Origin of the sequence: Clostridium tyrobutyricum DSM 2637 = ATCC 25755 = JCM 11008, from assembly GCF_000359585.1 — a bacterium.
Taxonomy (GTDB): domain Bacteria; phylum Bacillota; class Clostridia; order Clostridiales; family Clostridiaceae; genus Clostridium_B; species Clostridium_B tyrobutyricum.
In genome coordinates, this window is record NZ_APMH01000009.1 from 1 (window position 1) to 21,121 (window position 21,121).

28 protein-coding genes, 1 pseudogene and 1 riboswitch are annotated in these 21,121 nt (G+C 30.9%); of the genes and pseudogenes, 23 read left to right on the forward strand and 6 right to left on the reverse strand.

The genetic code is table 11. The features are described 5' to 3' along the window. The coding region (locus J418_RS0105375; RefSeq protein ID WP_017894988.1) for a D-alanyl-D-alanine carboxypeptidase family protein at positions 1-789 on the reverse strand (789 nt) is incomplete at its 3' end. A 155-nt stretch (positions 790-944) separates the two neighbouring features. Here J418_RS0105375 and J418_RS0105380 point away from each other — a divergent pair. Then, a complete protein-coding gene (locus tag J418_RS0105380; RefSeq protein WP_017894989.1) occupies positions 945-1,649 on the forward strand; it encodes a VanZ family protein in 705 nt (234 codons plus the stop codon). 81 nt (positions 1,650-1,730) lie between these two features. Here J418_RS0105380 and J418_RS0105385 read toward each other — a convergent pair whose 3' ends face one another. Both J418_RS0105385 and vanR read right to left on the reverse strand, forming a co-directional pair. Continuing rightward, complete coding sequence (locus J418_RS0105385; RefSeq protein ID WP_063909615.1) at positions 1,731-2,876, reverse strand: sensor histidine kinase; 1,146 nt, start codon at positions 2,874-2,876, stop codon at positions 1,731-1,733. After that, positions 2,854-3,552, reverse strand: a complete 699-nt coding sequence (vanR, locus tag J418_RS0105390; protein ID WP_017894991.1) for a VanR-ABDEGLN family response regulator transcription factor — start codon at positions 3,550-3,552, stop codon at positions 2,854-2,856. Before vanR ends, J418_RS0105385 begins: the two co-directional genes overlap by 23 nt. Positions 3,553-4,124: 572 nt before the next feature. On the opposite strand from vanR, the gene J418_RS0105400 reads away from it, so the two are divergent. From J418_RS0105400 to J418_RS0105410, 3 genes are all read left to right on the forward strand, one after another. After that, positions 4,125-4,352 (forward strand): hypothetical protein, encoded by a 228-nt coding sequence (locus J418_RS0105400; RefSeq protein WP_017894992.1) that lies wholly within the window; start codon positions 4,125-4,127, stop codon positions 4,350-4,352. Positions 4,353-4,408: 56 nt separating this feature from the next. After that, a complete protein-coding gene (locus J418_RS0105405) occupies positions 4,409-4,909 on the forward strand; it encodes a hypothetical protein (RefSeq protein ID WP_017894993.1) in 501 nt (166 codons plus the stop codon). Between the two features lie 92 nt (positions 4,910-5,001). Further along, positions 5,002-5,736, forward strand: a complete 735-nt coding sequence (locus J418_RS0105410; RefSeq protein WP_017894994.1) for a site-2 protease family protein — start codon at positions 5,002-5,004, stop codon at positions 5,734-5,736. Between the two features lie 26 nt (positions 5,737-5,762). Here J418_RS0105410 and J418_RS0105415 read toward each other — a convergent pair whose 3' ends face one another. Further along, positions 5,763-6,854: a radical SAM protein gene (locus tag J418_RS0105415; protein WP_017752117.1), complete on the reverse strand. Its 1,092-nt coding sequence runs from the start codon at positions 6,852-6,854 to the stop codon at positions 5,763-5,765. Between the two features lie 21 nt (positions 6,855-6,875). After that, a complete protein-coding gene (locus tag J418_RS0105420; RefSeq protein WP_017752116.1) occupies positions 6,876-7,439 on the reverse strand; it encodes a TetR/AcrR family transcriptional regulator in 564 nt (187 codons plus the stop codon). Positions 7,440-7,607: 168 nt separating this feature from the next. Between J418_RS0105420 and J418_RS0105425 the strand changes: the two genes are divergently transcribed. Together J418_RS0105425 and J418_RS0105430 are read left to right on the forward strand one after the other, a co-directional pair. Beyond that, positions 7,608-7,946, forward strand: coding sequence for a PadR family transcriptional regulator (locus J418_RS0105425; RefSeq protein ID WP_017752115.1), 339 nt, complete (start codon positions 7,608-7,610; stop codon positions 7,944-7,946). Continuing rightward, positions 7,939-8,787: a DUF1129 domain-containing protein gene (locus J418_RS0105430; protein WP_017894995.1), complete on the forward strand. Its 849-nt coding sequence runs from the start codon at positions 7,939-7,941 to the stop codon at positions 8,785-8,787. Before J418_RS0105425 ends, J418_RS0105430 begins: the two co-directional genes overlap by 8 nt. Positions 8,788-8,840: 53 nt before the next feature. Here J418_RS0105430 and J418_RS0105435 read toward each other — a convergent pair whose 3' ends face one another. Then, positions 8,841-9,656, reverse strand: a complete 816-nt coding sequence (locus J418_RS0105435) for a MerR family transcriptional regulator (protein WP_017894996.1) — start codon at positions 9,654-9,656, stop codon at positions 8,841-8,843. A 202-nt stretch (positions 9,657-9,858) separates the two neighbouring features. On the opposite strand from J418_RS0105435, the gene J418_RS0105440 reads away from it, so the two are divergent. From J418_RS0105440 to J418_RS0105515, 17 genes and pseudogenes are all read left to right on the forward strand, one after another. Next, a complete protein-coding gene (locus J418_RS0105440; RefSeq protein ID WP_017752112.1) occupies positions 9,859-10,338 on the forward strand; it encodes a DUF2975 domain-containing protein in 480 nt (159 codons plus the stop codon). Between the two features lie 9 nt (positions 10,339-10,347). Next, positions 10,348-10,557, forward strand: coding sequence for a helix-turn-helix domain-containing protein (locus J418_RS0105445; RefSeq protein ID WP_017752111.1), 210 nt, complete (start codon positions 10,348-10,350; stop codon positions 10,555-10,557). A gap of 45 nt (positions 10,558-10,602) precedes the next feature. After that, positions 10,603-11,949, forward strand: a complete 1,347-nt coding sequence (locus tag J418_RS0105450) for a B12-binding domain-containing radical SAM protein (protein WP_017894997.1) — start codon at positions 10,603-10,605, stop codon at positions 11,947-11,949. Between the two features lie 150 nt (positions 11,950-12,099). Beyond that, entirely contained in the window at positions 12,100-12,312 is a 213-nt protein-coding gene (locus tag J418_RS0105455) for a helix-turn-helix transcriptional regulator (protein ID WP_017752109.1), read from the forward strand. After that, on the forward strand, positions 12,299-12,763 hold the full coding sequence (locus tag J418_RS0105460) for a DUF6773 family protein (RefSeq protein WP_017894998.1): 465 nt from the start codon (positions 12,299-12,301) through the stop codon (positions 12,761-12,763). Before J418_RS0105455 ends, J418_RS0105460 begins: the two co-directional genes overlap by 14 nt. A gap of 157 nt (positions 12,764-12,920) precedes the next feature. Next, complete coding sequence (locus J418_RS0105465) at positions 12,921-13,130, forward strand: helix-turn-helix transcriptional regulator (RefSeq protein ID WP_017752107.1); 210 nt, start codon at positions 12,921-12,923, stop codon at positions 13,128-13,130. Further along, on the forward strand, positions 13,127-13,606 hold the full coding sequence (locus J418_RS0105470; protein ID WP_017894999.1) for a DUF2178 domain-containing protein: 480 nt from the start codon (positions 13,127-13,129) through the stop codon (positions 13,604-13,606). The genes J418_RS0105465 and J418_RS0105470 overlap by 4 nt, the downstream gene beginning before the upstream one ends. 214 nt (positions 13,607-13,820) lie before the next feature. Further along, positions 13,821-14,306, forward strand: a complete 486-nt coding sequence (locus J418_RS0105475; protein ID WP_235807096.1) for a hypothetical protein — start codon at positions 13,821-13,823, stop codon at positions 14,304-14,306. Between the two features lie 11 nt (positions 14,307-14,317). After that, complete coding sequence (locus J418_RS0105480; RefSeq protein ID WP_017895001.1) at positions 14,318-15,109, forward strand: alpha/beta hydrolase; 792 nt, start codon at positions 14,318-14,320, stop codon at positions 15,107-15,109. A gap of 132 nt (positions 15,110-15,241) precedes the next feature. After that, positions 15,242-15,346, forward strand: a riboswitch (guanidine-I (ykkC/yxkD leader). An 80-nt stretch (positions 15,347-15,426) separates the two neighbouring features. Further along, complete coding sequence (gene sugE / locus J418_RS0105485; RefSeq protein ID WP_017895002.1) at positions 15,427-15,747, forward strand: quaternary ammonium compound efflux SMR transporter SugE; 321 nt, start codon at positions 15,427-15,429, stop codon at positions 15,745-15,747. 282 nt (positions 15,748-16,029) lie between these two features. After that, the gene (locus J418_RS0105490) at positions 16,030-16,488 is read left to right on the forward strand and encodes a hypothetical protein (protein ID WP_017895003.1); all 459 of its coding nucleotides are present in this window, start codon (positions 16,030-16,032) and stop codon (positions 16,486-16,488) included. Between the two features lie 75 nt (positions 16,489-16,563). Beyond that, positions 16,564-16,824, forward strand: coding sequence for a TfoX/Sxy family protein (locus tag J418_RS0105495; protein WP_017895004.1), 261 nt, complete (start codon positions 16,564-16,566; stop codon positions 16,822-16,824). A 151-nt stretch (positions 16,825-16,975) separates the two neighbouring features. Further along, complete coding sequence (locus J418_RS0105500; RefSeq protein WP_017895005.1) at positions 16,976-17,776, forward strand: CPBP family intramembrane glutamic endopeptidase; 801 nt, start codon at positions 16,976-16,978, stop codon at positions 17,774-17,776. Positions 17,777-17,879: 103 nt separating this feature from the next. Then, entirely contained in the window at positions 17,880-18,080 is a 201-nt protein-coding gene (locus J418_RS16995) for a hypothetical protein (protein WP_328585798.1), read from the forward strand. 9 nt (positions 18,081-18,089) lie between these two features. Next, positions 18,090-19,277 carry a macrolide family glycosyltransferase gene (locus J418_RS0105505; protein ID WP_017895006.1) on the forward strand — a complete coding sequence of 396 codons (1,188 nt, stop codon included), beginning with the start codon at positions 18,090-18,092 and terminating at the stop codon, positions 19,275-19,277. 145 nt (positions 19,278-19,422) lie between these two features. After that, positions 19,423-19,664: pseudogene (locus tag J418_RS16770) on the forward strand (ABC transporter ATP-binding protein); the annotation flags it as partial. 18 nt (positions 19,665-19,682) lie between these two features. Beyond that, entirely contained in the window at positions 19,683-20,477 is a 795-nt protein-coding gene (locus tag J418_RS0105515) for an ABC transporter permease subunit (protein ID WP_017895008.1), read from the forward strand. The last annotated feature ends 644 nt before the right edge of the window (positions 20,478-21,121 follow it).

Genomic DNA, 21,121 nt, shown 5'->3' on the forward strand with positions numbered 1-21,121 from the left:
TCTATTGACTTTTACTAGCTGGTCTAAAATTTCTCCGTCAATAATGCTTTGATTGCTGAGTTCCTGAAACATGGTACTGTAAAAGGTCATACCGCCAGGGTGTTTATTCGTAGGTTGTGTGGAATGACGGGATGAAGTGAAAATCTCACGGAAAGTATCATTTTGCAATGCATAGCTTAGAAGAATAGCCATATCCTTAACTGTTGTATAATGATTTTTATTATGAAGGCCGGTGGCATTTTCAAAATGGGTATTGTCCATACCAATATCTGCCGCCTTTTGATTCATCATCTTTACGAATCCCTGCTCCGAACCTGCAATTTGATCTGCAAGCCCAATACAAGACTCTGCACCACTTGGAAGTAGTGCTCCATATAAAAGGTCAATAGCGCGTACATTTTCACCAGGCTGAAAACCAGTCATTGATGCATCTGCTTTGTACAGTCCCTGAAATGTGTAGTTGGTAAGCTCTATTTCTTCATTGAGATTAGGTAGATTTTCTATTGCAACAATGGCTGTCATAATTTTAGTCAAAGAAGCAGGATAGATTTTTTCTTGGCTATTTTTTTGCATTAGGATAGCATCATCTTTTAAACGAACCAGAATAGCATTGGGACTGGTCAGCTTGTCAGGAGATATGGAGACAGTTGAGTCCGTTTCTATCTTAAATATATGTTGTTTTTCTTGAGTAATGATGAATTTATGAACACTAAAGGCAATAACAGCAATTAATAGAAATATTATAAATATTAGTATTCCTGGATTTTCTCTTTTTACTTTTCGTACCATATAAAACAGCTCCTTGTTCTGTACTGGTATCATTTAACCACAGAAAAAAGAGACATGTTGGAATTCCATCTTATGAAATTCTTAAGGTTTTATTAAGACATTTCTTTTTTAAATATGCTATTATGAACGGGTTAAGTACAACGGAGGTGAATTTAATGTTTATTATTATAGTGTCAATTACGTGTTTTATTGGTACTTTGCCATTCTTGATTCCATACCATGTAATACTGAACTTTCAAATCAAAAAGATTGGTTGTAAACTGTCAATTGAACATATTGTAATTGCATATATATTTGTGTACTATCTTACTGGTGTGCTGATTTTTACTGGTATTACTTCCATAAGCGATATTGTTCATAACAGCTTTGGAATAATAACATCAAAGGGGTTGAATATTTCACCGAATGAGATTAATCTGATTCCATTTCGCTGGATTGCAGAGAATGTTCGTCCATACATAGAAAATGTATTGCTTTTTATACCTCTTGGATTCATAATCCCATTTATTTGGAAAAGGTATGAAGTGTTATGGAAAACAGCATTAACTGGTTTTACATTATCTCTTATAATAGAATTGAGTCAATTGTTTAATAGAAGAATAACGGATATTGATGATTTAATGATGAATACTCTGGGAGCGTTAATCGGATGGGCAATTTTCAGGATGATGAAAGAGCATTTGTCAGAATTACAGGAAAAGGTCTCTGTCCAAAGTACCAATATAAAAAAAACTCCATTGCTCCTTCATGAAGAGGCAGTTTTTTATATGGTCAGTGCATTTGCCGGTATGCTCTTTGTGTTTCACCCATTTTTAATACCTTTACTGCAGTTTGTACTTAAAATTAGAGTTAATATATAAATCGTATATTACGAATTGTAGAATATCTTTATTTATAAGAGGACAATCTATCTGATTTAATCAGATAAATTGCCCTTTCCTTTATTTTTGTGGAAGCACGACAGTAAAAACTGTTTTTTCTGTATTACTTTGCACGAAAATATTGCCTCCATGTGCGTTTACGATTTCTTTGGCAATAGCAAGTCCAAGCCCTGCACCGCCTGTATTGGTAGAACGGGATGTGTCCAGCCGAAAGAATTTCTTAAATATCGTTTCCAGCTTTTCTTGTGGAATTGGATTGCCTTGATTCATAAAGGTTATAACAATATTTTTGTCCTGCTCTTCAGCAGCAATGTCAATGACGCCGTTTTCATAGCTATAGGCTATTGCATTTTTCAGAATGTTGTTGAAAACACGGGCCAGTTTGTCTGCATCTCCCCACAGAGTGAGTTCATTAGGTACATTGACTGACACCTGCTTTCCCTGCGGAGTCAGCATTGGATAGAATTCGTCCGCCATCTGCTGCAGCATGAACAGTAAATTGATTTTTCCTTTATTCAAAAAAATAGTTTGAAGATTAAACCTTGTTATCTCAAAAAATTCATTTATAAGCTGTTCTAATCTATAAGCTTTTTCCAGTGTAATACCTACATATTTTGCCTTCTGTTTAGGAGGCATATCAGGAGCTTCATCCAGAAGGCTCAAGTATCCTATAACGGAGGTCAGAGGTGTCTTTATATCATGAGCAAGGTAAACCACCAAATCATTTTTGCGCTGCTCAGCATCAAGTGCGGCTTTTTTTTGCTTTTCCAAAATATTTTTTATCTGCTTAAGCTTATTTTCCATGAAATACAATTCCGGCGATAATGTAATTTCATCATCGGATTTCCCAACAAGTTTATCCATTCCATCACTGATTTCATCAAAATATTTTGTGAACCAGGAAATAGAAAATCGGAAAAGGATACATAATAAAAATATTAGGATTATAACAAAAATGATCATTTCCATATTGTTGCGAATTATCAGCTGATAGATTTCATGTGCGTCCGAATTTTCAAAATGAAAAGCGTTGACTAAATATTGAACAATACGATCTCCAATTTGTCCACGCAGGATATGACGCAATAGATAAACAATGACGGCGGCAGCAACTGTAATCATAAGCATTTGAAAAAATACTTTCCCTTTTAATTTTGTATAATCATTTCTTCTTCTATCTCTCTTACTTTTCAATTTTATAGCCAACTCCCCATACTGTTTTGATGTATTTAGGATGTTCTGCGCTGTCGTGTATTTTTTCCCTTAAATGCCTGATATGAACCATTACAGTATTATTGCTGTTGGTGAAATACTTGTCCCTCCATACTTCGTGGAACAATTCTTCTGAACTTACCACATGTCCGCGATTGGAACAAAGGACCCAAAGAATTGAAAATTCTTTAGGTGTGAGAGATATCTTTTTTTCATTTAGCGTACATTCATGGGTATCCATATCCAATACCAATCCGGAAAAGGCAATAAAGTGTTCTTCCTGGTTTGGTTCTGCAGAATTATATTTTGTAAATCTCCGAAGCTGCGCCTTGACACGGGCAACAAGTTCCAAAGGCTGAAAGGGTTTTGTTATGTAGTCATCCGCACCTAGTGTCAATCCGGTAATTTTATCAATTTCCTCTTCTTTGGCAGTCAACATGATAACAGGGAAGTTATGGTTTTCCCTAATTTTCTGGCAGAGAGTGAAGCCATCAATATCCGGCAGCATGATATCAAGTATCGCAAGCTCCAGATGTTCTGACTCAACACACTGGAATGCATCTTGGCCGTTATAAAATTTGTATATTGTAAAACCTTCATTTTTTAAATAGACTTCGACTAGATCCGCTATGGACTGCTCATCGTCTACAACCAAAATATTGATACTCATAAGATATATCCTTTCTTTTTGATTAAACACTTATCATTATAGTACTGCAAAACAAAAAGTTATATAATAAATAATTTTCTTAATAAAATCTTAAGGCTTTATTATGGAAAAACCACTGCAAGCACTTCAAATTAATTTGCACAAAGTGCTTGAAATTGGATGTATATTTACTGCTTTTAGAATGTATAAAAGTGGAAAAGTGTCTAAGTAATGATATAATGATTTTATAATAGTTAATTTATTATATCATTTAGGAGGGATTCAAATGGAGATTGAACGAAAAATAATTGAAGGCAATAATTTGAGAATACCTTCCGTAATATTAACACCAACACAAAAAAATCCATTATTTATGCTTCAAGAGATATACCAGAGATAAAGGCTTTATGTAAACGACCTTAAAACAAAAAAATTTGTTAGTGGTGGAGATAGATAATGCACTACATAGCGATATTTTTACACTCGAGGATACATTTCAAAATATAGTTGCTGAATTAAAAAAGTATTATTCATAGTTGTAGAAAATATTGAAATAATAGTGAATTATTCTTAAAAAAAGAAGGGAAAGTATTATGAAGAAAAGTTTAGATAGTAAGGAAAAACAGTTGAATAAAAAGGCAGTTTTAGTATCAGCTGCTATTTCAACAATTATATTTACTACATTAGTGAATTTAGCAATACCTAGCAATATGAAAAGAATAATTTTAACAGGCATTTTTTTCTTTATTTTATTTTCTATTACACAAGTCGTATTGTTAAAGAAGTTGGTAAGAACAAGGGTATTTGACCTGCATAAATAATAAAAATTAAATTATTTTTTGATTTTCTACATATTAAGAGAAGGGAAATATAATTTATGAAAAAATACAGATGTTTATTGTTATTTATTTGTTTGTTAAGTAGTTTTATGTTTTATGGATGTAGTCATTTTGGAATAGTTTCGAAAGATATTAAATACTCTTTTCAACCATTAAACAAAGTGGAAAAAATAAAACTCAAAATTAATAAAAAAGAGTCAAAACGTAAAATATCCTTTAAATCAGAGTTATTAAATGGTTCTAATGTGAAAGTATCTGTAAATAATGATAAGGACAAGACTATATCAAGTATTGATATTACCAAGACCAACCAAAATGGTGAATTGGATTTAGCTAAAGTCAATAGTGATAATTTTACTATTAATATAGAGGGTAAAGCGGACAAATTCATATTGAATCTCGATTCATCCAATATTTCACTAGCTGCTGAATCTCCTGATTCAAAACAAGATGCAAAAGATGCTGATTCTAAAGAAAAAGGACAACCATCAAATCCCAAAGATAAAAATGGCGGATTCCATTTATGGCCATTTTTTTAGTAGGAGATTTATACTATTATTAATATAAGAGATGGAGTTGTATTTTAGAATAAAAGAGCATTTGAAAAATTAAAATATTAGAGGATTACAATATGAAAGAGGATATGGATTTAATTAAAAAGCCGGATGCTGGCAAAATAATATTCAATATATTTATAGTTTCCTTAACAATATTAATATTAGGATGTGCTATTAATTTTTATTATGCAATAGGATATTTATTTATTCTTATTGTTCATGAATCTGGACATTATATTTTTGCAAAATCTTTAAAATTAAAAGTCGTGTTTGGTGGATTTACTCCTTTTGGAGCATATATAGTTCATCAAAGCACTGACAATTGTAAGGAAAATGCAATTGTTGCAATAGGAGGTCCACTTATTGGTAGTATACTTGGCCTTATTTACTATATAATTTATTATTTTACAGGGGATGTTACATTTTTAGTGTTAAGCTTCACTTCAATAGTATTAAACTTAATGAATTTAATCCCTGTAAAGCCACTTGATGGTGGACATATAGCTGAGGCAATATCGCCCATTATATGTTATATTGGATTGCCATTTATATTGTATTTACTTATATCTGCAAAGAGATTAAAGGAAAAGGTTTTATCATTGGCTATTTTGGTAATAGGGATTTATGAAACATATAATTTTACTAAAAAATATAAAAGTGACTCTTATTTTAAACTTACTAAAAGCAATAGAGTAAAATTTATAGTTAGCTATAGTATATTGTTGCTAATATTAGTGCTTAGTGCGGTGTATCTTTACAATACATTTAATTTTCATCAATTATTTAAAAGTATAATGCGATATAAATAGAGCTAGGAATATTGGAATTTAATTTATTACAGATCCAATAGTGCTTTAACATCATCTTCTTTTTCAAATAACAGACATCCACCATCATGTTCTCCAATTAACATTTCATTATCTCTAAGTTTTTTAAATAATGGGGACTTTAAAGCTGTTCTTAAACTACATTCCTTTAAATTGACATCCGAGTATGGTGAGAGGGGACATGGTTCTGCTCCACCATTGGCATTTATATGAAAAAATCCTCTTCCAGCTGCCAGGCAGCCACCCATGTATTTTTCATCACCCGGAAATGATAAAAGTACCATATTTTTAAATTCTTTTCTCAATTCCTCTATATTTTCTTCTAGTATTAAATGCTCTTTATCTGTAGGTGTAAGATTTTCAGTAGATCTGTCTACTGGAGCATATTCCACAAATACCAATATTCTTGCTTTTTTATTATAAAGTTTCTGTACAAATTCCTTACTTGTAACGGTCATTATATTTTCAGTTGTTACAGTTATAGAACATCCAAATAAGATTGTCTTTTTATTTAAATTAGTCATTGCAGACATTATTGAATTATAAGTGCCTGTGCCGCGCCTGGCATCAGTTTGATCCTTATTACCTTCAATACTTATTATTGGTACAAGATTTCTGCTCTTATTGAATAAATTTATATAACTTTTATCAAACAGGGTTCCATTTGTGAAGATTGGAAAGACCATTTCTTTAACAGCAGAAGCTTTTTCAATAACTTCTCTTCTCGTTAAAGGTTCTCCTCCTAATAACAATCCAAATGAAATACCAATTTCCTTTGCTTCATTGAATATCTGTCCCCATCTTTCTGCCGACATTTCACTATTTTTCAGGTTATCTCCACAAGATTTATTGGCTCTTGCATAACAACCCTTACAATGTAGATTGCAATTTGCAGCAATACTTGCCATGAAAAACGGTGGAATATGATCTCCTTTGCTTTCAAGTACAGCCCTCTTATTTTCAGCAGCTTTTACCGACAGCATATATTTTATTACAAATTCAGTTTCCTTTGGATTTTTTATAGATGATTTTAAAATATTCTTCACTATATTTTCAATACTCTTGTTCATATATTCAGATAAATTAAATGATTTTTCCATTATTAATCCCCCAAAAAATCTTTATTTAATAAGTAAATCCAGCTCTGTATCAATAAGATTATCCCTTTCCTGTTTATTCATAATATCAATTGCACTAAAGGATTTAAATTCATCTGATCTGTAAAACACCAATTGCATAAATGAAATTAGTTGATATGAAATAATTTTACACTCTTCATCACTCTTACTTTCCTTAAAGCATTCTTTAACCAAAGAGAGTATTTCAATAGTTTGGGAAAAAGATCCGTGAAGTAAAATATAAGGAGTAATTTGTTTTGTATATTTTTTATAGTGTACAATTATATCACTGATAGAAATTAAAAAATATCTAAGTTTATCTTTTGGTAATTTTATATTATCTTTAATATCCTGAAAATAGGTGTATGCAGAATCTCCTATTATTTTATTTATTGCAATATTCATTAATTCATCTTTGGAAGCAAAATAATAATTTATTGTTGATAAATTTATTCCTGCTCTTTCTGTTATTTTTCTTGATGTTATTTCCGAGATGTCATCATACTCCTGTAATAGTTCTATTACTGATGAAATCAATTTATTTTTAGTATTATCTGATTTATTCAATTTAGCACCTCTTTGTTTTCAAACACGTTTGATACATGTTTTATTATATATCAATTAGTATAATATAGCAATAATTTCAACTATTGTGCTTTACATATTAGATGAACTCGTATATAATGATATTACACTAGTATGTAATACAATATAGATAAAGTGAGAAGGGATATTTTGAAACAAACTCAGCTTTTGAAAGGTGTACTTGAAGGGTGTGTACTTCTAATTGTTCTGGAAAATGAAGTATATGGATATGAAATGGTTCAGATGTTAAAAGAATATGGTTTTAAAGAAATAGTTGCAGGCACTGTATATCCACTGCTGCAGAAATTGGAGAAGCAGGGCTACCTTTCAAGTAAAATAAAATCTTCACCGGAAGGTCCGGATAGGAAGTACTATTGTATAACTTCAGAGGGAAGAGTTCATTGTCAGGAATTTATTCAACAATGGCAAAATTTAGTATCCAATGTTAATAATCTCATATGCTTGAAAGGGGCAAAACTTTATGAATAAACATGATAATTCTGTAGAGAAAATTATTAACCTGAATAATCAATTAAGAGAAAAATTGAGCAATGAAAATAAAGAATATTATGAACAGTTATTGCTATACATTCGCAGTGCTGGATTGTTTTATGATGATTACGAAATAGAAAACCTATTGCTGCAAATTCTGCAGGATATAATTTCTGCTCAGAATGATAGTCAATCAGCGGAAGATTTCTTTGGAAAAAGTCCCCAGGTGGCAGCAGATGAATTGATTCATAATCTTGGTAAATGCAGTAAGAAACAAACATTGAAACTGGTAATGCTGATTTTTGGAATTAGTTTTTTCTTTACGATATTGAATACATTAACTGATCCAGATAAGGGGATAAATATTCTTATACTAATTTTAAATGGTATATTAAGTTTTTTAATTGTAGGAATTGTATTTTTCATAATACACAAGAGTGTTTATACAAAAATTATTAAAGGGAAGATTGCTTCTTTTGTGGTTCTATGGGTGTTTTGCGTTTTAATAATTGGTTCATTTGTATTGATTCAATTATTTACTCCGTCTATTTTGACTTTGCACTTGTCAAAGTCATTGGGAATTTTGGCAATAGTTATTCTGATTATTGCTGTTACAATATGGGCATTTAGTCATGAAAAGCAGGATAGAAAGATTTGGTTGCCATTTTTACCTTTTATATGGATTTCAGGAATTATTGGAATTATTTCAAGACTAAGCTTAACAGAAAAATGGATGACAAGTAGTAATGGTAAAATTACAATAGTGATATTAATTGTTTTTGGTATGATTGTCTTTTGGGCATTAACCTATTTTAGTTTGAAAGAGAAGAAGGAATAGTTATTTTAACCAGCAAATAATTTGCTGGTTTTTGTATTGATTGTAGATTATACTTATATGATTTTTTTTACCGGGACTTGCAGTTCAGTTAAGTAGTCATTAGGGTTTGCTTCATTGCAGGATCCTTTTAGAGGTAATGCACGGGCACTGCCGCATATATCATATCCATTTTCTTCAATCCATTCTCCGATATAATTATATGCAGGAGAAATATTTGAATATTCACCGGGAACCAAGATGCTTACAACCTGGTCTATTGGTGTAGTTTCTTTGAAAGTAAAGCCATCAGCATTATTTAATAATTTTTCAACGACAACTGAAATCTCTATGTCAGCTGGCCCTTCTTTATAATCCTCATCGTGATAGGTTGCATAAGCCATATTATTACAAAAAATTTTTTTATTCTGAATGTATTCACCCAGTTTTTGCCATAGAATTCCTTCTAATTGATATGTTGGTACAGTATCTCTTAATGAGATAACTTTATATGAGGGTATTGATTTTAGTGTAACATTATAATTCATATTGACTCTCTCCTTTTCTAAATTTTCAATTTTAGCATTGATTTTTCTTAGCTTTTCTTCTTCAGCTTTAATATTATTTTTTATTTCCATCTCTTTTTGTTCTAACATCTCCTTCAGTTTTTCATCAGATTGCTCATTTATGGCAATTGATATATCAGACACATTAAAACCTATATCACGAAGAGAAACAATTAAATTGAGTTTGGTAATCTGTTTGGCTGAATAATATCTATATCCAGTAAATGCATCTATTTTGGCGGGTTTGAAAAGTCCCATCTCATCATAATACCGCAGCATACGTATAGATACCATTGTCAGTTTGGAAAAATCTCCAATCTTAAACATAAAATCAACTCCTAAAAATATCATTGATAAGTACAATTTAAGAATAATGCCTCACACCATGTTAGAGTCAATATCTTATTTTATACTTTACCATATTTTTAAATAAAACAATAAATTTCCAGTAAAAATCAATAAATATTTATTGATAAACGATAAATAAGATGCTATTATATACATATAAATTAAAAGTGAGGTGATTTCTATGAAACGATATTCAACAATTTTTTTGAAAATAGCTGTTATTGTTATTGGAATTCCAGTTCTTGCCCTTGGTATATATGGATTGTTTGATTTATACAAGTATCCATTAAATCCAAATAATCATGAGCTAATACTATATCCTATTATAATAGGTATATATGTAACAGTTATACCCTTTTATTTTGCTTTATATCAAACTTTTAAAATACTATGCTATATTGATAAGAGCAAAGCTTTCTCGGAATTATCCATAAAGTCTTTAAAGTATATCAAGTACTGTGCAATCACAATCAGTATTATATATGCATTACTCATACCGTTCGTATTCCCTGTAGCGGATGCAGAGGATGCGCCGGGTCTCGTGGGATTTCCAGTCATTTTTATCTTTGCTGCTTCTGTAGTTGGAGTCTTTTCGGCCGTTCTTCAACGACTTCTGCAAGATGCTATTGATATAAAATCAGAAAATGATTTAACTGTGTGAGGTAAATATATGGCAATTATAATAAATATTGATGTTATGCTGGCTAAGAGGAAAATGAGTGTAACAGAGCTTACAAAGAAAGTTGGAATAACCATGGCAAACCTTTCTATACTTAAAAATGGGAAGGCAAAAGCTATTAGGTTTTCAACTTTGGAGGCAATATGTAAAGCACTTGATTGTCAGCCAGGTGATATTTTAGAATACAGAAATGATACATAAATGGAAAGCTAAATATTGAGTAAAGTTTTTTTGAGGAGGTAATATATGAAGATTAAATTAATACAACCTGCAATGCTGCCAAGACCTATGGATACAAAGTTAAAAACAAGAATGGCCCCTTCATTGGCCTTACTAACAATAGCGAATCTTACTCCCAAAAAGCATGAAGTTATCATTGAAAATGAAAATGTTGAAAATATAGATTTTGATGAACCTGTGGATTTGGTGGCAATAACTGTTACTGTAGATGTTATGAATAGAGCAGTGGAAATATCAAAGAAGTTTAAGGAACGTGGGATAACAGTAATTGCAGGAGGTATCCATATTACAGCAGATCCAGAGGGGGCTGTTAATAGTTTTGATGCAATATGCATTGGAATGGCTGAGAGGGTTTGGACAAAAATTCTTGATGATAAAGAAAACAATTCACTTAAGAAGATATATTATGACATGGAGAATATTTCAGGAAAAGAGATAGTATCACCTGATTATTCCATTATAGATAATGAAAAATATTTATATACCAATATAATTAGTACAAGCAGGGGATGCCCTTTCGAATGCGATTTTTGCTACAATAGTTGTAAAAATGTACTTAAAACTTATATTAATAGACCTGTAGATGATGTACTTAAAGATATAAATGCATTAAAAACAAGACATATAATGTTTATTGACGATAACTTTATTGGAAATCCAAAATGGACAAAAAAATTATTAAAGGAAATAAAACCACTTAAACTAAAGTGGAATGCAGCTGTTACTTCCAATATAGTGGACATGCTTGAATTATTAGATGAAATGAAGGAGTCTGGCTGTCAAAGTCTATTTATAGGTTTTGAAAGTATAAATGGCAGATCAATAAATAGTGTTCATAAAGTACAAAATAGTGTAAATAGGTATGAGAAACTTGTAGATGAAATACATAAAAGGGGAATAATGATAAATGCAAGTTTTGTTTTCGGATTAGATGAGGATGATGTATCTGTATTTAAGAACACATTAAAATGGATAATCAAAAATAAGATAGAAACAGTAACTTCACATATCCTTACGCCATATCCTGGAACAAAGTTGTACTCAATGTTAATAGAGAAAAATAGAATTGTAGATTTTAATTTGTCAAATTACAATACTGCGCACGTAGTATATAAACCCAAGAATATGACGGCAGAAGAATTATATGATGGTTACTTATGGATATATAAGGAGGTATATACATTTAAAAATATAATAAAAAGACTGCCAAAATCTAAAAAGCAATGGCTTCCGTTTCTAGTATTTAATTTATTTTATAGGAAATTTGGAAAGTTAACAGAATTATTATGCAATATAGTTTCTTTTAAAAATATGGGAAGATTTCTTAGATGGTTGTCCTATCATATAAAGTAAGATGTTTGAATTTTTATATTCCTACCATAATTTAGTTGAAGAATTTCTAATATGTTTCTTTCAAGGTACTTAATTACAGACTATATGCAAAATATAATTTACATATAGCAAATTATAATGTATAATATGTAATGTAAGGAGGTTGGAGTAGTGAAAAATTTAAAAATGAAAGCGGCTCGTGCAGCATTGGATTTGTCTCAAGAAGAGCTGGCTGAAAAAGTTAATGTTACAAGACAGACCATAGGAATGATTGAAGCTGGCAAATTCAACCCATCATTACAATTGTGCATATCAATATGCAGGACGTTGAGGAAAACTTTAAATGATATTTTTTGGGAGGATAAAGAAAATGAAAAAAATTAGAAAGATTATAGATGAGAGGCAAGAGCTGGAAATGCTGAAAATTGAGCATCTTGGATTTTGGATTATGTTTTGGCTGTTGTTCGCAAGTATTATTGTTAAAACTACAATGGGAATGTCTTTTAAACAGTTTGGAGTGGAGTTTGGAATATTTATGATTGGATGCATATTTACATTAATAGGTTATCTGCATAAAGGTACATGGGATGCTTATACTAAGCCATGTATTAAGACATATCTGCTTTACAGCATTGCAGGCACTATTATTGTAGGGATTTTGTTTGGAGTAACTAGGTATTTGACAATGGATTATTTTAGGAATAATATACAGCATCTGATCATAGCGACATGTATATTTTCCTTAAGTATTTTTGTCCTTGTATTCATTGCTTTGTATTTAACTGGGCAATATGCAATCAAAAGACAAAAGCAATTGGAAAAGAAATATAAATAGTTTACCTGGAACTTTTTAAAGTTCCAGGCTTTTTATATTTTTAATATATATTCATAAGTCTTTTTATGTTTAAATGTAAAATGTACTTGACATTAAATGTATAGTTTACTATACTATAAATGTAAAGTTAACTATACATCAGGAAGAAAGTGATAAATTGCAAAACAAGATACAGAGATTGAGAAAGTCAAGGAAAGTAACTCAAAATGAACTTGCTGATGCTGTAAATGTAACGAGGCAAACTATTATATCTATTGAGAATGGAAGATATAAAGCTTCTCTTATATTGGCACATAAGCTTGCACAGTTTTTTGAAACTTCAATTGAAGAGATATTTATTTTTGATCGGGAGGATGAAAATATATGAAATTTTTATTTTTCAGCAGTAAGGTTAACAATAATGAAGATTATAAAAAAGTAATAAAATTAAGAATGAAAGTACAGATAATATTATTTGCCATAGGAATTAGTACATTAATATTTGCCTTGCTGGCTAAAAATATATGGACAGTTAAGATAAGTGATCATATGCTTGGAGTTTATACAGGTGTTGGAGGGGGAATCATGGGTGCGTCTATTGCCCAATGGATAAAAAATAAATTGATATTGGCTGATGATAAAAAGTTGAAGAAGAGCAGATTGAATAATACAGATGAAAGAATACAGGAGATTAGCAAAAAGTCATTTCGTGCAGCAGCTATTGTATTGTTAATTTCACTGTATGTAACAGGACTCATCGGAGGATTATTTTATCCAGTATTAGTGGAAGTGCTTTTTGGTATGGTGTGTATCTTTTTAATAATATATTTAGTTGCTTATAAAGTGTATGACAGAAGCATGTAATACATGAATTGAAGATAGTAAATAGTTTTGTGCTAAATGATATAATTTACTCATAAATCAATGTGAATATGGACAAGAGCTTGATAATGGGAGGGTTAAAAAGATGAATTTTGAGTTCAAGTTAGATAAATTGTGTAATAAGATGAGAAGGGGTTGATCACAAATCAAGTATAAAAAAAGATATATGTATTTTCTTATATTAATGATAGTTCTAATGACAAGTGGCTGTTCTCCTATAAAATCTCAAGTATTAAAACAAGCAACACCGCCAATTCCACAAGCCACTTTGAACAACATAATTAAAAAATACGTTGAACCAATATCAGTAAAACCTTCTTTTGGAGGAAAAGCATTTTGTGATTATAAAATAATAGATTCAACAAAAAAATATAATATAATCGATATATATATTTCTCTATTAGGCCAGGAATATTATACTAAGAATAATAAATTGTATGAGGGAACAGGAGGAGTTTTCTATGCCATTTTGACTATTAAGGAACAGAATAATAACTACAATTTTGTAAATTGTAATATATCAAGGGCAGAAGAGGAAGAAGATTCCTTGAAAATATTTCCCGAATCTGTTAGAAAAAAGCTTGGTAAATCAAGTGAAAGAAATTACTTTAATAATTTTTCTTCGAATAAAATTAGGCAAAAAGCAGAAGCATATTTTAAGATGGTCAAAATTTCAAATTAGGTGGCATAAAAATGAATAAATCAAGAATAGAAAAAATAAATTTTTACAGTAATGCACTTGGTAAAGAAATGTCAATGCAGGTGTATTTGCCTGAATGCTATAATAGTTCGATCAATCTACCTGTATTATACTTTCTGCATGGCAGAAGTGGAAATGAGAATTTAATGTTCCAAATAGATATAAATGGTAAAGCAGATAAAATGATAAAAGATGGAGAAATAAAACCTATAATAATTGTATGTCCAAGGATTGAAAACAGCAGGGGATTGAATTCATCTTTGATTTGTAAAGGAGTATCTGATCCAGGAGATAGCAGCAGAATTATAAACCTGGGGATGTATGAGGATTATTTTATAAAAGAGGTAGTACCTTTAACAGATAAAACTTTTAATACTATAAAAGATAGAAAAGGAAGATATATAGGAGGGGTGTCTGCAGGAGGTTATATAGCTCTTCACAATACGTTACGGCATCAGAATATGTTTTCAAAAGTAGGAGGCCATATGCCTGCTTTGGAACTGAAACTTGAAGATGAAGACAGGCCATATTACAAGGATATGGAGTTATGGAAAAAATATGATCCAATATATATTGCAAGAAATGATAATATTTCTTCTGATATTGATGTTTATCTGGATGCGGGAGACAGGGATGAAGGTGGATTTTATGAAGGTTGTTTAATTTTACATAAAATATTGCAGGAAAAAGGTGTAAATTCTCAAAATCATATATTCACTGGCAACCATAGTGCCGAATATATTCAATCCAATATTGAAAAGTATCTAAAATTTTATGGGTGTTAATAGGAAACAAAGCAGCCATTAGAGTAGGTGCAGCAGTTATGAAAAATATTTCTAATGTAGATATAAATGATTGAATATTGACCATATTGATGAATTTTGATATATTAGGTATATAAAATTAAATATATTTTATTAGAAGTTTTATAGGGTTCCGCAGTTTTAAACTAAGAACTGGTCTGGTCCGAGATAAAGCATATAGTTTGACTGTATACACGGAGGGATAAAAGCCCGGGAGATATTTTATATATCTACCTGGTTTTTTTATTGCCTATAACTTAAAGAAAATACTAAATCATATTTATAAAGGAGTGTAAGCCATGCATTGGATTATATTAGTTATAGCAGGAGTATTGGAAACTTGCTGGGCTGTAGGATTGAAATATTCTCAAGGCTTTACCAAACTTATACCAAGTATACTTACTGTATTGGGAATGATAGCAAGTTTTTATTGTTTATCAATAGCATTAAAACATCTTCCACTAGGAACTGCATATGGAGTTTGGACGGGAATTGGCACAGTTGGTACTGTGATTTTAGGAATAATAATATTCAAGGAACCCATTAGTGTAATTAGATTAATTTGTGTTCTATTTATAGTAATTGGAATAGTTGGATTAAAATTAGTATCATCGAATTAATTTAACTCTTGTAAGAGATATACAAAAGCATTTATTTGTGTAAAGTCAACAGATACTCTATTTTTATACGTAAAAATCATCTCCCGAGTATCCGAATGGTAATATATTACATAAAATGATATAATTTATTTACAAACTAATTTATTAAAAAAAGAAAAATTTAAAATGAAAAAGGTTGTAGTGGGGATTATAGCTATTATTGTGACATACTGCTGTCATATTCAATGTGATATTATATAGAAAGTAAAAACACAATTGTATATATAAGGAGAGGATAAAACTATGGCTTATAAATTGAAGGAAGTAACAGTAAGAACGAATAATTCTGAAGAAGGAATAAAAGTAATTGATGAAATTTGGAAAGATATTGTTAGTGGAAAACTACCCATTCTTTTTAATACCGATGGTATGTTTCAGAAGGGCATTTCTCCAGTTTCAAAATACAGTAATTATTCTAGTGATGAAAATGGAGATTACGATCTAACGATAATGGCTGTAACAGTGGACTTTTTTCAAAAGATGGATGAGGAAGTAAGTAAAGGATTTTATAAAAAATATGATGAAAAAGATGAAAGTGGAGAAATAAGTGTTTGTACAAGAAAGGCGTGGGAAAAGGTGTGGTCTGAGCAAAAATCAGGCGATATACATAGAACTTTTACGTCAGATTTTGAGAGCACTGTTCCAGGTGAATATACGAAAGATGGGAAACCACATTGCTATTTATATGTTGCAGTTAAGTAAATTTAGAAAATAGAAGTAAGATTATGGTTTAAGATTGATTAATATAAAATAGTAAATTTGAAAGGAAGTTCTATTATGGGAGAATTATCAAAATTGCCTAATATCGGAAAAGAAGTTGAAAGGCAGTTGAATGAAGTAGGCATATTTACTTACGATGAATTAAGAGATATTGGTGCAGAACAGGCGTGGCTAAAAATACAAGAAATTGATGTTTCTGCGTGTATTCATAGATTGCTAGCATTAGAAGGTGCAATTCACGGTGTCAAGAAAACAGTTTTACCACAGGAACGTAAAGCAGAACTAAAAGATTTTTATAATTGGCATAAACATAAATAGTAAATTTGTAGGGCAGCTTTGAACTGCAGATAATTTATATTTTGTACGGAGCGCAACTTTGTAATGGCAGAAAGCGAGCATTAGGTGATAAAAGTCAAAGCGTCTATCCGTCAAAATTCATGTATACTGCAAAATCTGAGGTGAAGAAATCGTGACAGATAAAAAGATCATAGTACAATTTACGATGCTGACATTTTGCATAGCCTATCTTGTGTCAGGTGCCTTGATTGCTCTTGGGAAATTCGGATATTCGGTTCACAATTGGGTTCACTCGTTACAGCAATTTGGGATGAATATTCCTTTTGCAATCTATATTTTATCGCCTGCTATTGCTTCATATATCGTTCTGGGTAAAAATGACAAAATAGCAGATTTTAAGGAATGGTTGAAAACTGTTTTTTACGCCAAAAATACTATATCTCTCTATTTGTACGTTGTTGCAGGGCTTGCACTGTATTTTTTGATACATATTGCAGTTTCAGGCCATGCGGTAATGGGACTTCCATTTTATACGTTTTTCTTTTCCCTACCAGGTAATCTTATTATCGGTGGCTTGGAGGAAGCTGGCTGGATGTACATATTGCAGCCTGGACTTAACAAAAAATATGGCTTTATTTTATCTTCTATTTTTACTGGAATCATTTGGACAGCATGGCATATCCCTCTTTTCTTCATTCCGGGGACGAATCACGGAGAGGGACTCATTAACTTTTGGATGTTTGCAGTTCAACTTATTGCGTTTCGGTTTTTCAACGGGGCAATCTACAAAATATCAGGAAAAGGTCGTGTGTTTATGTGCGTATTATTCCACACCATGTTCAATGCGGCATCCCCCATCTTTGGCACCATGACTGTGACTTGGGCGGGAACCATTGCCGCAAACGCTGCGATAGTTCTTGTTTCAATTGTAACCATTGTGATATACGGCAAAAAGAGCAGGCGAATAGTATAAGCATAATGGTACGTTGTCAAATTTCAATTTGTCAGGGTTAACCACATTCTAAAAATGTGCAATACAAACCAGGTTATATTTATAGCAAATAAATCTTGATAATATAGTTTCACAAGGTGCAGGTATACGTATACCAATAAACAAGTGGAATACACATAATATACAGTCTGCTGTAAATAGTATAATTAAGGAACCAGCTTATAAAGAAAATATAAAAGTATTAAAAAATATTTTGAATTCCATAGATGGCAAGAAAAACTCGGCACTTGTTATTTGGGATTACATAATAAAAAAATTAATTTAGGAGGTCAATATGAAAAAAATAGTGTTTTTTTGTATTCCTGCATATGGCCACACAAATCCAACAATACCCGTAGTTAATGAATTGACTAAAAGAGGACATGAAGTATGGTACTATTCTTTTAATATGTTCAAGGAAAGAATCGAATCTGTGGGGGCAAAGTTTATTAGTTGCGATGAATATTTGCCGGAATTACGTTCTCAGGATGAGAAAAAAGTAGGAAAAGATTTTGCTGCATTAATTGAAATGGTAGTTGACACGACAATCAGTTTAGATAGAAAGGTATGCAGTGAGTTACAAGAGTTTAATCCAGATTGCATTGTATCGGATTCTATATGCATTTGGGGGAAGCTTTTTGCAATGAAATTAAAGATTCAATATATATGTTCAACTACAACATTTGCATTTAATCAATACACGGCAAAAATGATGAAGCGCGGTATTGGAGAAATCATTCGTACTATTATAGGAATTCCTCGTATAAATAAAAAAATGAAACTTTTAAAAATAAATGGCTATAATGTAAAAAATTTTATTTCTCTTATACAAAATGATAATGATACCAATACTATAGTGTACACATCAAAGGAATTTCAGCCTATGTCTGAAACATTCTCGGATAAATATGCGTTTATAGGTCCATCTATAATAGATGTAGAATCAAAAGATCCTAGGCATGAACACAGAACAGTTTATATTTCCCTGGGGACTGTATTGAATAAAAATTATAGTTTTTATAAAAATTGCATCAAGGCATTAAAGGAATGTGATGTAAGTGTAATTATGTCTGTAGGTGAAAAAACAGAGATTACCGATTTAGGCGAAGTGCCATCTAACTTTGAAGTAAAAGCTAAGGTAGATCAAATTAAAGTGCTAAAGAAAACTGATGTATTTCTGACACATTGTGGTATGAACAGCGTAAATGAAAGTTTGTATTATGGTGTTCCTATGCTGTTATTTCCCCAACATAGTGAACAGGCATTGGTGGCAACACGAGCAGCGGAATTGGGAACAGGTATTATGCTTAAGAGTGACAATCCTAATGATATAAAAAATGCCATTGAACAGATATTAAATGATCATACTTATAAAGAAAATGCAGATAAAATATCGAAAGGTTTTAAAGCTGCTGGTGGTGCAAAAAAGGCGGCAGATATGATTTTAATGGTGATAAATAATGGCAAATCAAAAATTAATTAGATGACAATGGACTTGCAATAGTGTCTGCAACCAACCTCTTCAGAACCAAAGAATATAAATTTCAATTTATAATCACTTGATGTATTTTTTAACGGCTATTAAATTTAGTACACCTCATTTTCTATTTATTAATAAAATACCATCCTTGAAAAATGCAGCCCTTCGATTAAAAATTAGAGGAAAAAACATTTCGCAGAAATTTGGATTTACTCACGAACATGATGATGTATACAGCAAATCTATTTTAGGTGATAAAGAGGCAAATATTTTAATAAAAGGAAACTTGCAGGTGGTGGAGAAATCTATGAAGCTGTACAGAAAAAATGGTCTTTGGAAGAGTTGTACTTTAAATACATAAAAGGTATGTCTGATAATCCAATATTATAAGTTTGGAGTGATTGAATTATGAATAAAAGTGAAAAAGCATTGATATACAAAGATATAAATGAAATAGTAATTTCAAAAAGAGTTATCCTGCCAATGACTATTGTGCCCATTATTATGGTTGTAATCATACCACTGGCAATATTGATAGGTGCTAATTATATTGGAAATGATTTAAGTATATTTACAAAAATAGCACCTCTTATAAAAAAATTACCTTCTGAATATGATGCATACAACTCTTCGCAGCTTTTAATAAAAATAACAGTGAACCTTATGTTTCCATCATATTTTCTTATAATTCCCATAATGTGCTCCGGAGTTATTGGTGCCAGTAGTTTTGTTGGAGAAAAGGAACATAAAACTATGGAGTCTTTGCTTTACACGCCAATATCCATGGAACGTCTGCTTAGAGCCAAAATTTTAGGAGTTTTTGTGCCTTCTTATATTATTACATTGATTTCATTTATAATTTTTGGCATCCTATCTAACATAGGAGGTTTTATCTACTTTTCAAAACTTATTTTTCCAGATGTAAAATGGCTCATAATTATATTATGGATTTCCCCTGCAATCAATTTACTATCCCTGATATTCACTGTGATGGTATCGGCAAAATCAGAAACATTTCAGGAAGCACAGCAGGTAAGTGGTCTTCTTGTTATTCCAATTATTCTCCTATTAGTGGCTCAAATGACAGGCGTATTTTTGATTAGCAATTCTGTAATGATTATAGGTGGAGGCGTTATACTGATACTTGATTACATATTGATAAAGAGAATTTCCTCCAGATTTGTTCCAGAGAAATTAATTTAGTTCAGATTAAAAAATGAAATAGCTTTTAAGTAACATTCAATTTAGACTTTTTATATAAAATATTGAAATTTGTTGATAAATTATCATTAATTTATCCTATCTTAAAAAAATAGGGCACCTTATTTAAAAAGTGATCTTATATATATAATTTATCTAATGTAAGCTCTGAAGCTTCTGATATATATAATCCGCCCAGTATTCTTCATCATAATTATAAACATACTGGGGATCTTCTATCATATCTTTAAATTTAATCATTAAATTATCCAAATTGTATTTAGATATATTATTTTTTTAGATCTATTATTATAAATAAATTTAGCCCAATTTATATCCTGAAACTTAAATATCTTTCCATAATACTATAAGTCGGAAATATTGTGTTCACCTGTATTAAATTATTTACATGGGAAATCTTATTCTATCGTAACAAAAATAATAGGAAAAAGACGTACAGAGCTTGTAAATACATGGCTTATAGGCACTCAAATTTCTATATAATAACTATTTTATATGATATAATATATACGAGAGTATAAATATTTTTTAGTTAGTCACCTCCCGGAATTTATCTCTTGCAAAGAGGTCGTTACGGTAATTGACAGCAGAGACCAGCTATGATAAGTCAATAGATTTCATAAAAA

Bases quoted from the DNA above. Each gene is read 5' to 3' on its own strand.
- J418_RS0105380 (WP_017894989.1), top strand. From the start codon at position 945: ATGTTTATTATTATAGTGTCAATTACGTGTTTTATTGGTACTTTGCCA.
- vanR (WP_017894991.1), bottom strand. From the start codon at position 3,552: ATGAGTATCAATATTTTGGTTGTAGACGATGAGCAGTCCATAGCGGAT.
- J418_RS0105400 (WP_017894992.1), top strand. From the start codon at position 4,125: ATGAAGAAAAGTTTAGATAGTAAGGAAAAACAGTTGAATAAAAAGGCA.
- J418_RS0105405 (WP_017894993.1), top strand. From the start codon at position 4,409: ATGAAAAAATACAGATGTTTATTGTTATTTATTTGTTTGTTAAGTAGT.
- J418_RS0105410 (WP_017894994.1), top strand. From the start codon at position 5,002: ATGAAAGAGGATATGGATTTAATTAAAAAGCCGGATGCTGGCAAAATA.
- J418_RS0105415 (WP_017752117.1), bottom strand. From the start codon at position 6,854: ATGGAAAAATCATTTAATTTATCTGAATATATGAACAAGAGTATTGAA.
- J418_RS0105430 (WP_017894995.1), top strand. From the start codon at position 7,939: ATGAATAAACATGATAATTCTGTAGAGAAAATTATTAACCTGAATAAT.
- J418_RS0105435 (WP_017894996.1), bottom strand. From the start codon at position 9,656: ATGTTTAAGATTGGAGATTTTTCCAAACTGACAATGGTATCTATACGT.
- J418_RS0105440 (WP_017752112.1), top strand. From the start codon at position 9,859: ATGAAACGATATTCAACAATTTTTTTGAAAATAGCTGTTATTGTTATT.
- J418_RS0105445 (WP_017752111.1), top strand. From the start codon at position 10,348: ATGGCAATTATAATAAATATTGATGTTATGCTGGCTAAGAGGAAAATG.
- J418_RS0105450 (WP_017894997.1), top strand. From the start codon at position 10,603: ATGAAGATTAAATTAATACAACCTGCAATGCTGCCAAGACCTATGGAT.
- J418_RS0105460 (WP_017894998.1), top strand. From the start codon at position 12,299: ATGAAAAAAATTAGAAAGATTATAGATGAGAGGCAAGAGCTGGAAATG.
- J418_RS0105470 (WP_017894999.1), top strand. From the start codon at position 13,127: ATGAAATTTTTATTTTTCAGCAGTAAGGTTAACAATAATGAAGATTAT.
- J418_RS0105475 (WP_235807096.1), top strand. From the start codon at position 13,821: ATGACAAGTGGCTGTTCTCCTATAAAATCTCAAGTATTAAAACAAGCA.
- J418_RS0105480 (WP_017895001.1), top strand. From the start codon at position 14,318: ATGAATAAATCAAGAATAGAAAAAATAAATTTTTACAGTAATGCACTT.
- sugE (WP_017895002.1), top strand. From the start codon at position 15,427: ATGCATTGGATTATATTAGTTATAGCAGGAGTATTGGAAACTTGCTGG.
- J418_RS0105490 (WP_017895003.1), top strand. From the start codon at position 16,030: ATGGCTTATAAATTGAAGGAAGTAACAGTAAGAACGAATAATTCTGAA.
- J418_RS0105495 (WP_017895004.1), top strand. From the start codon at position 16,564: ATGGGAGAATTATCAAAATTGCCTAATATCGGAAAAGAAGTTGAAAGG.
- J418_RS0105505 (WP_017895006.1), top strand. From the start codon at position 18,090: ATGAAAAAAATAGTGTTTTTTTGTATTCCTGCATATGGCCACACAAAT.
- J418_RS0105515 (WP_017895008.1), top strand. From the start codon at position 19,683: ATGAATAAAAGTGAAAAAGCATTGATATACAAAGATATAAATGAAATA.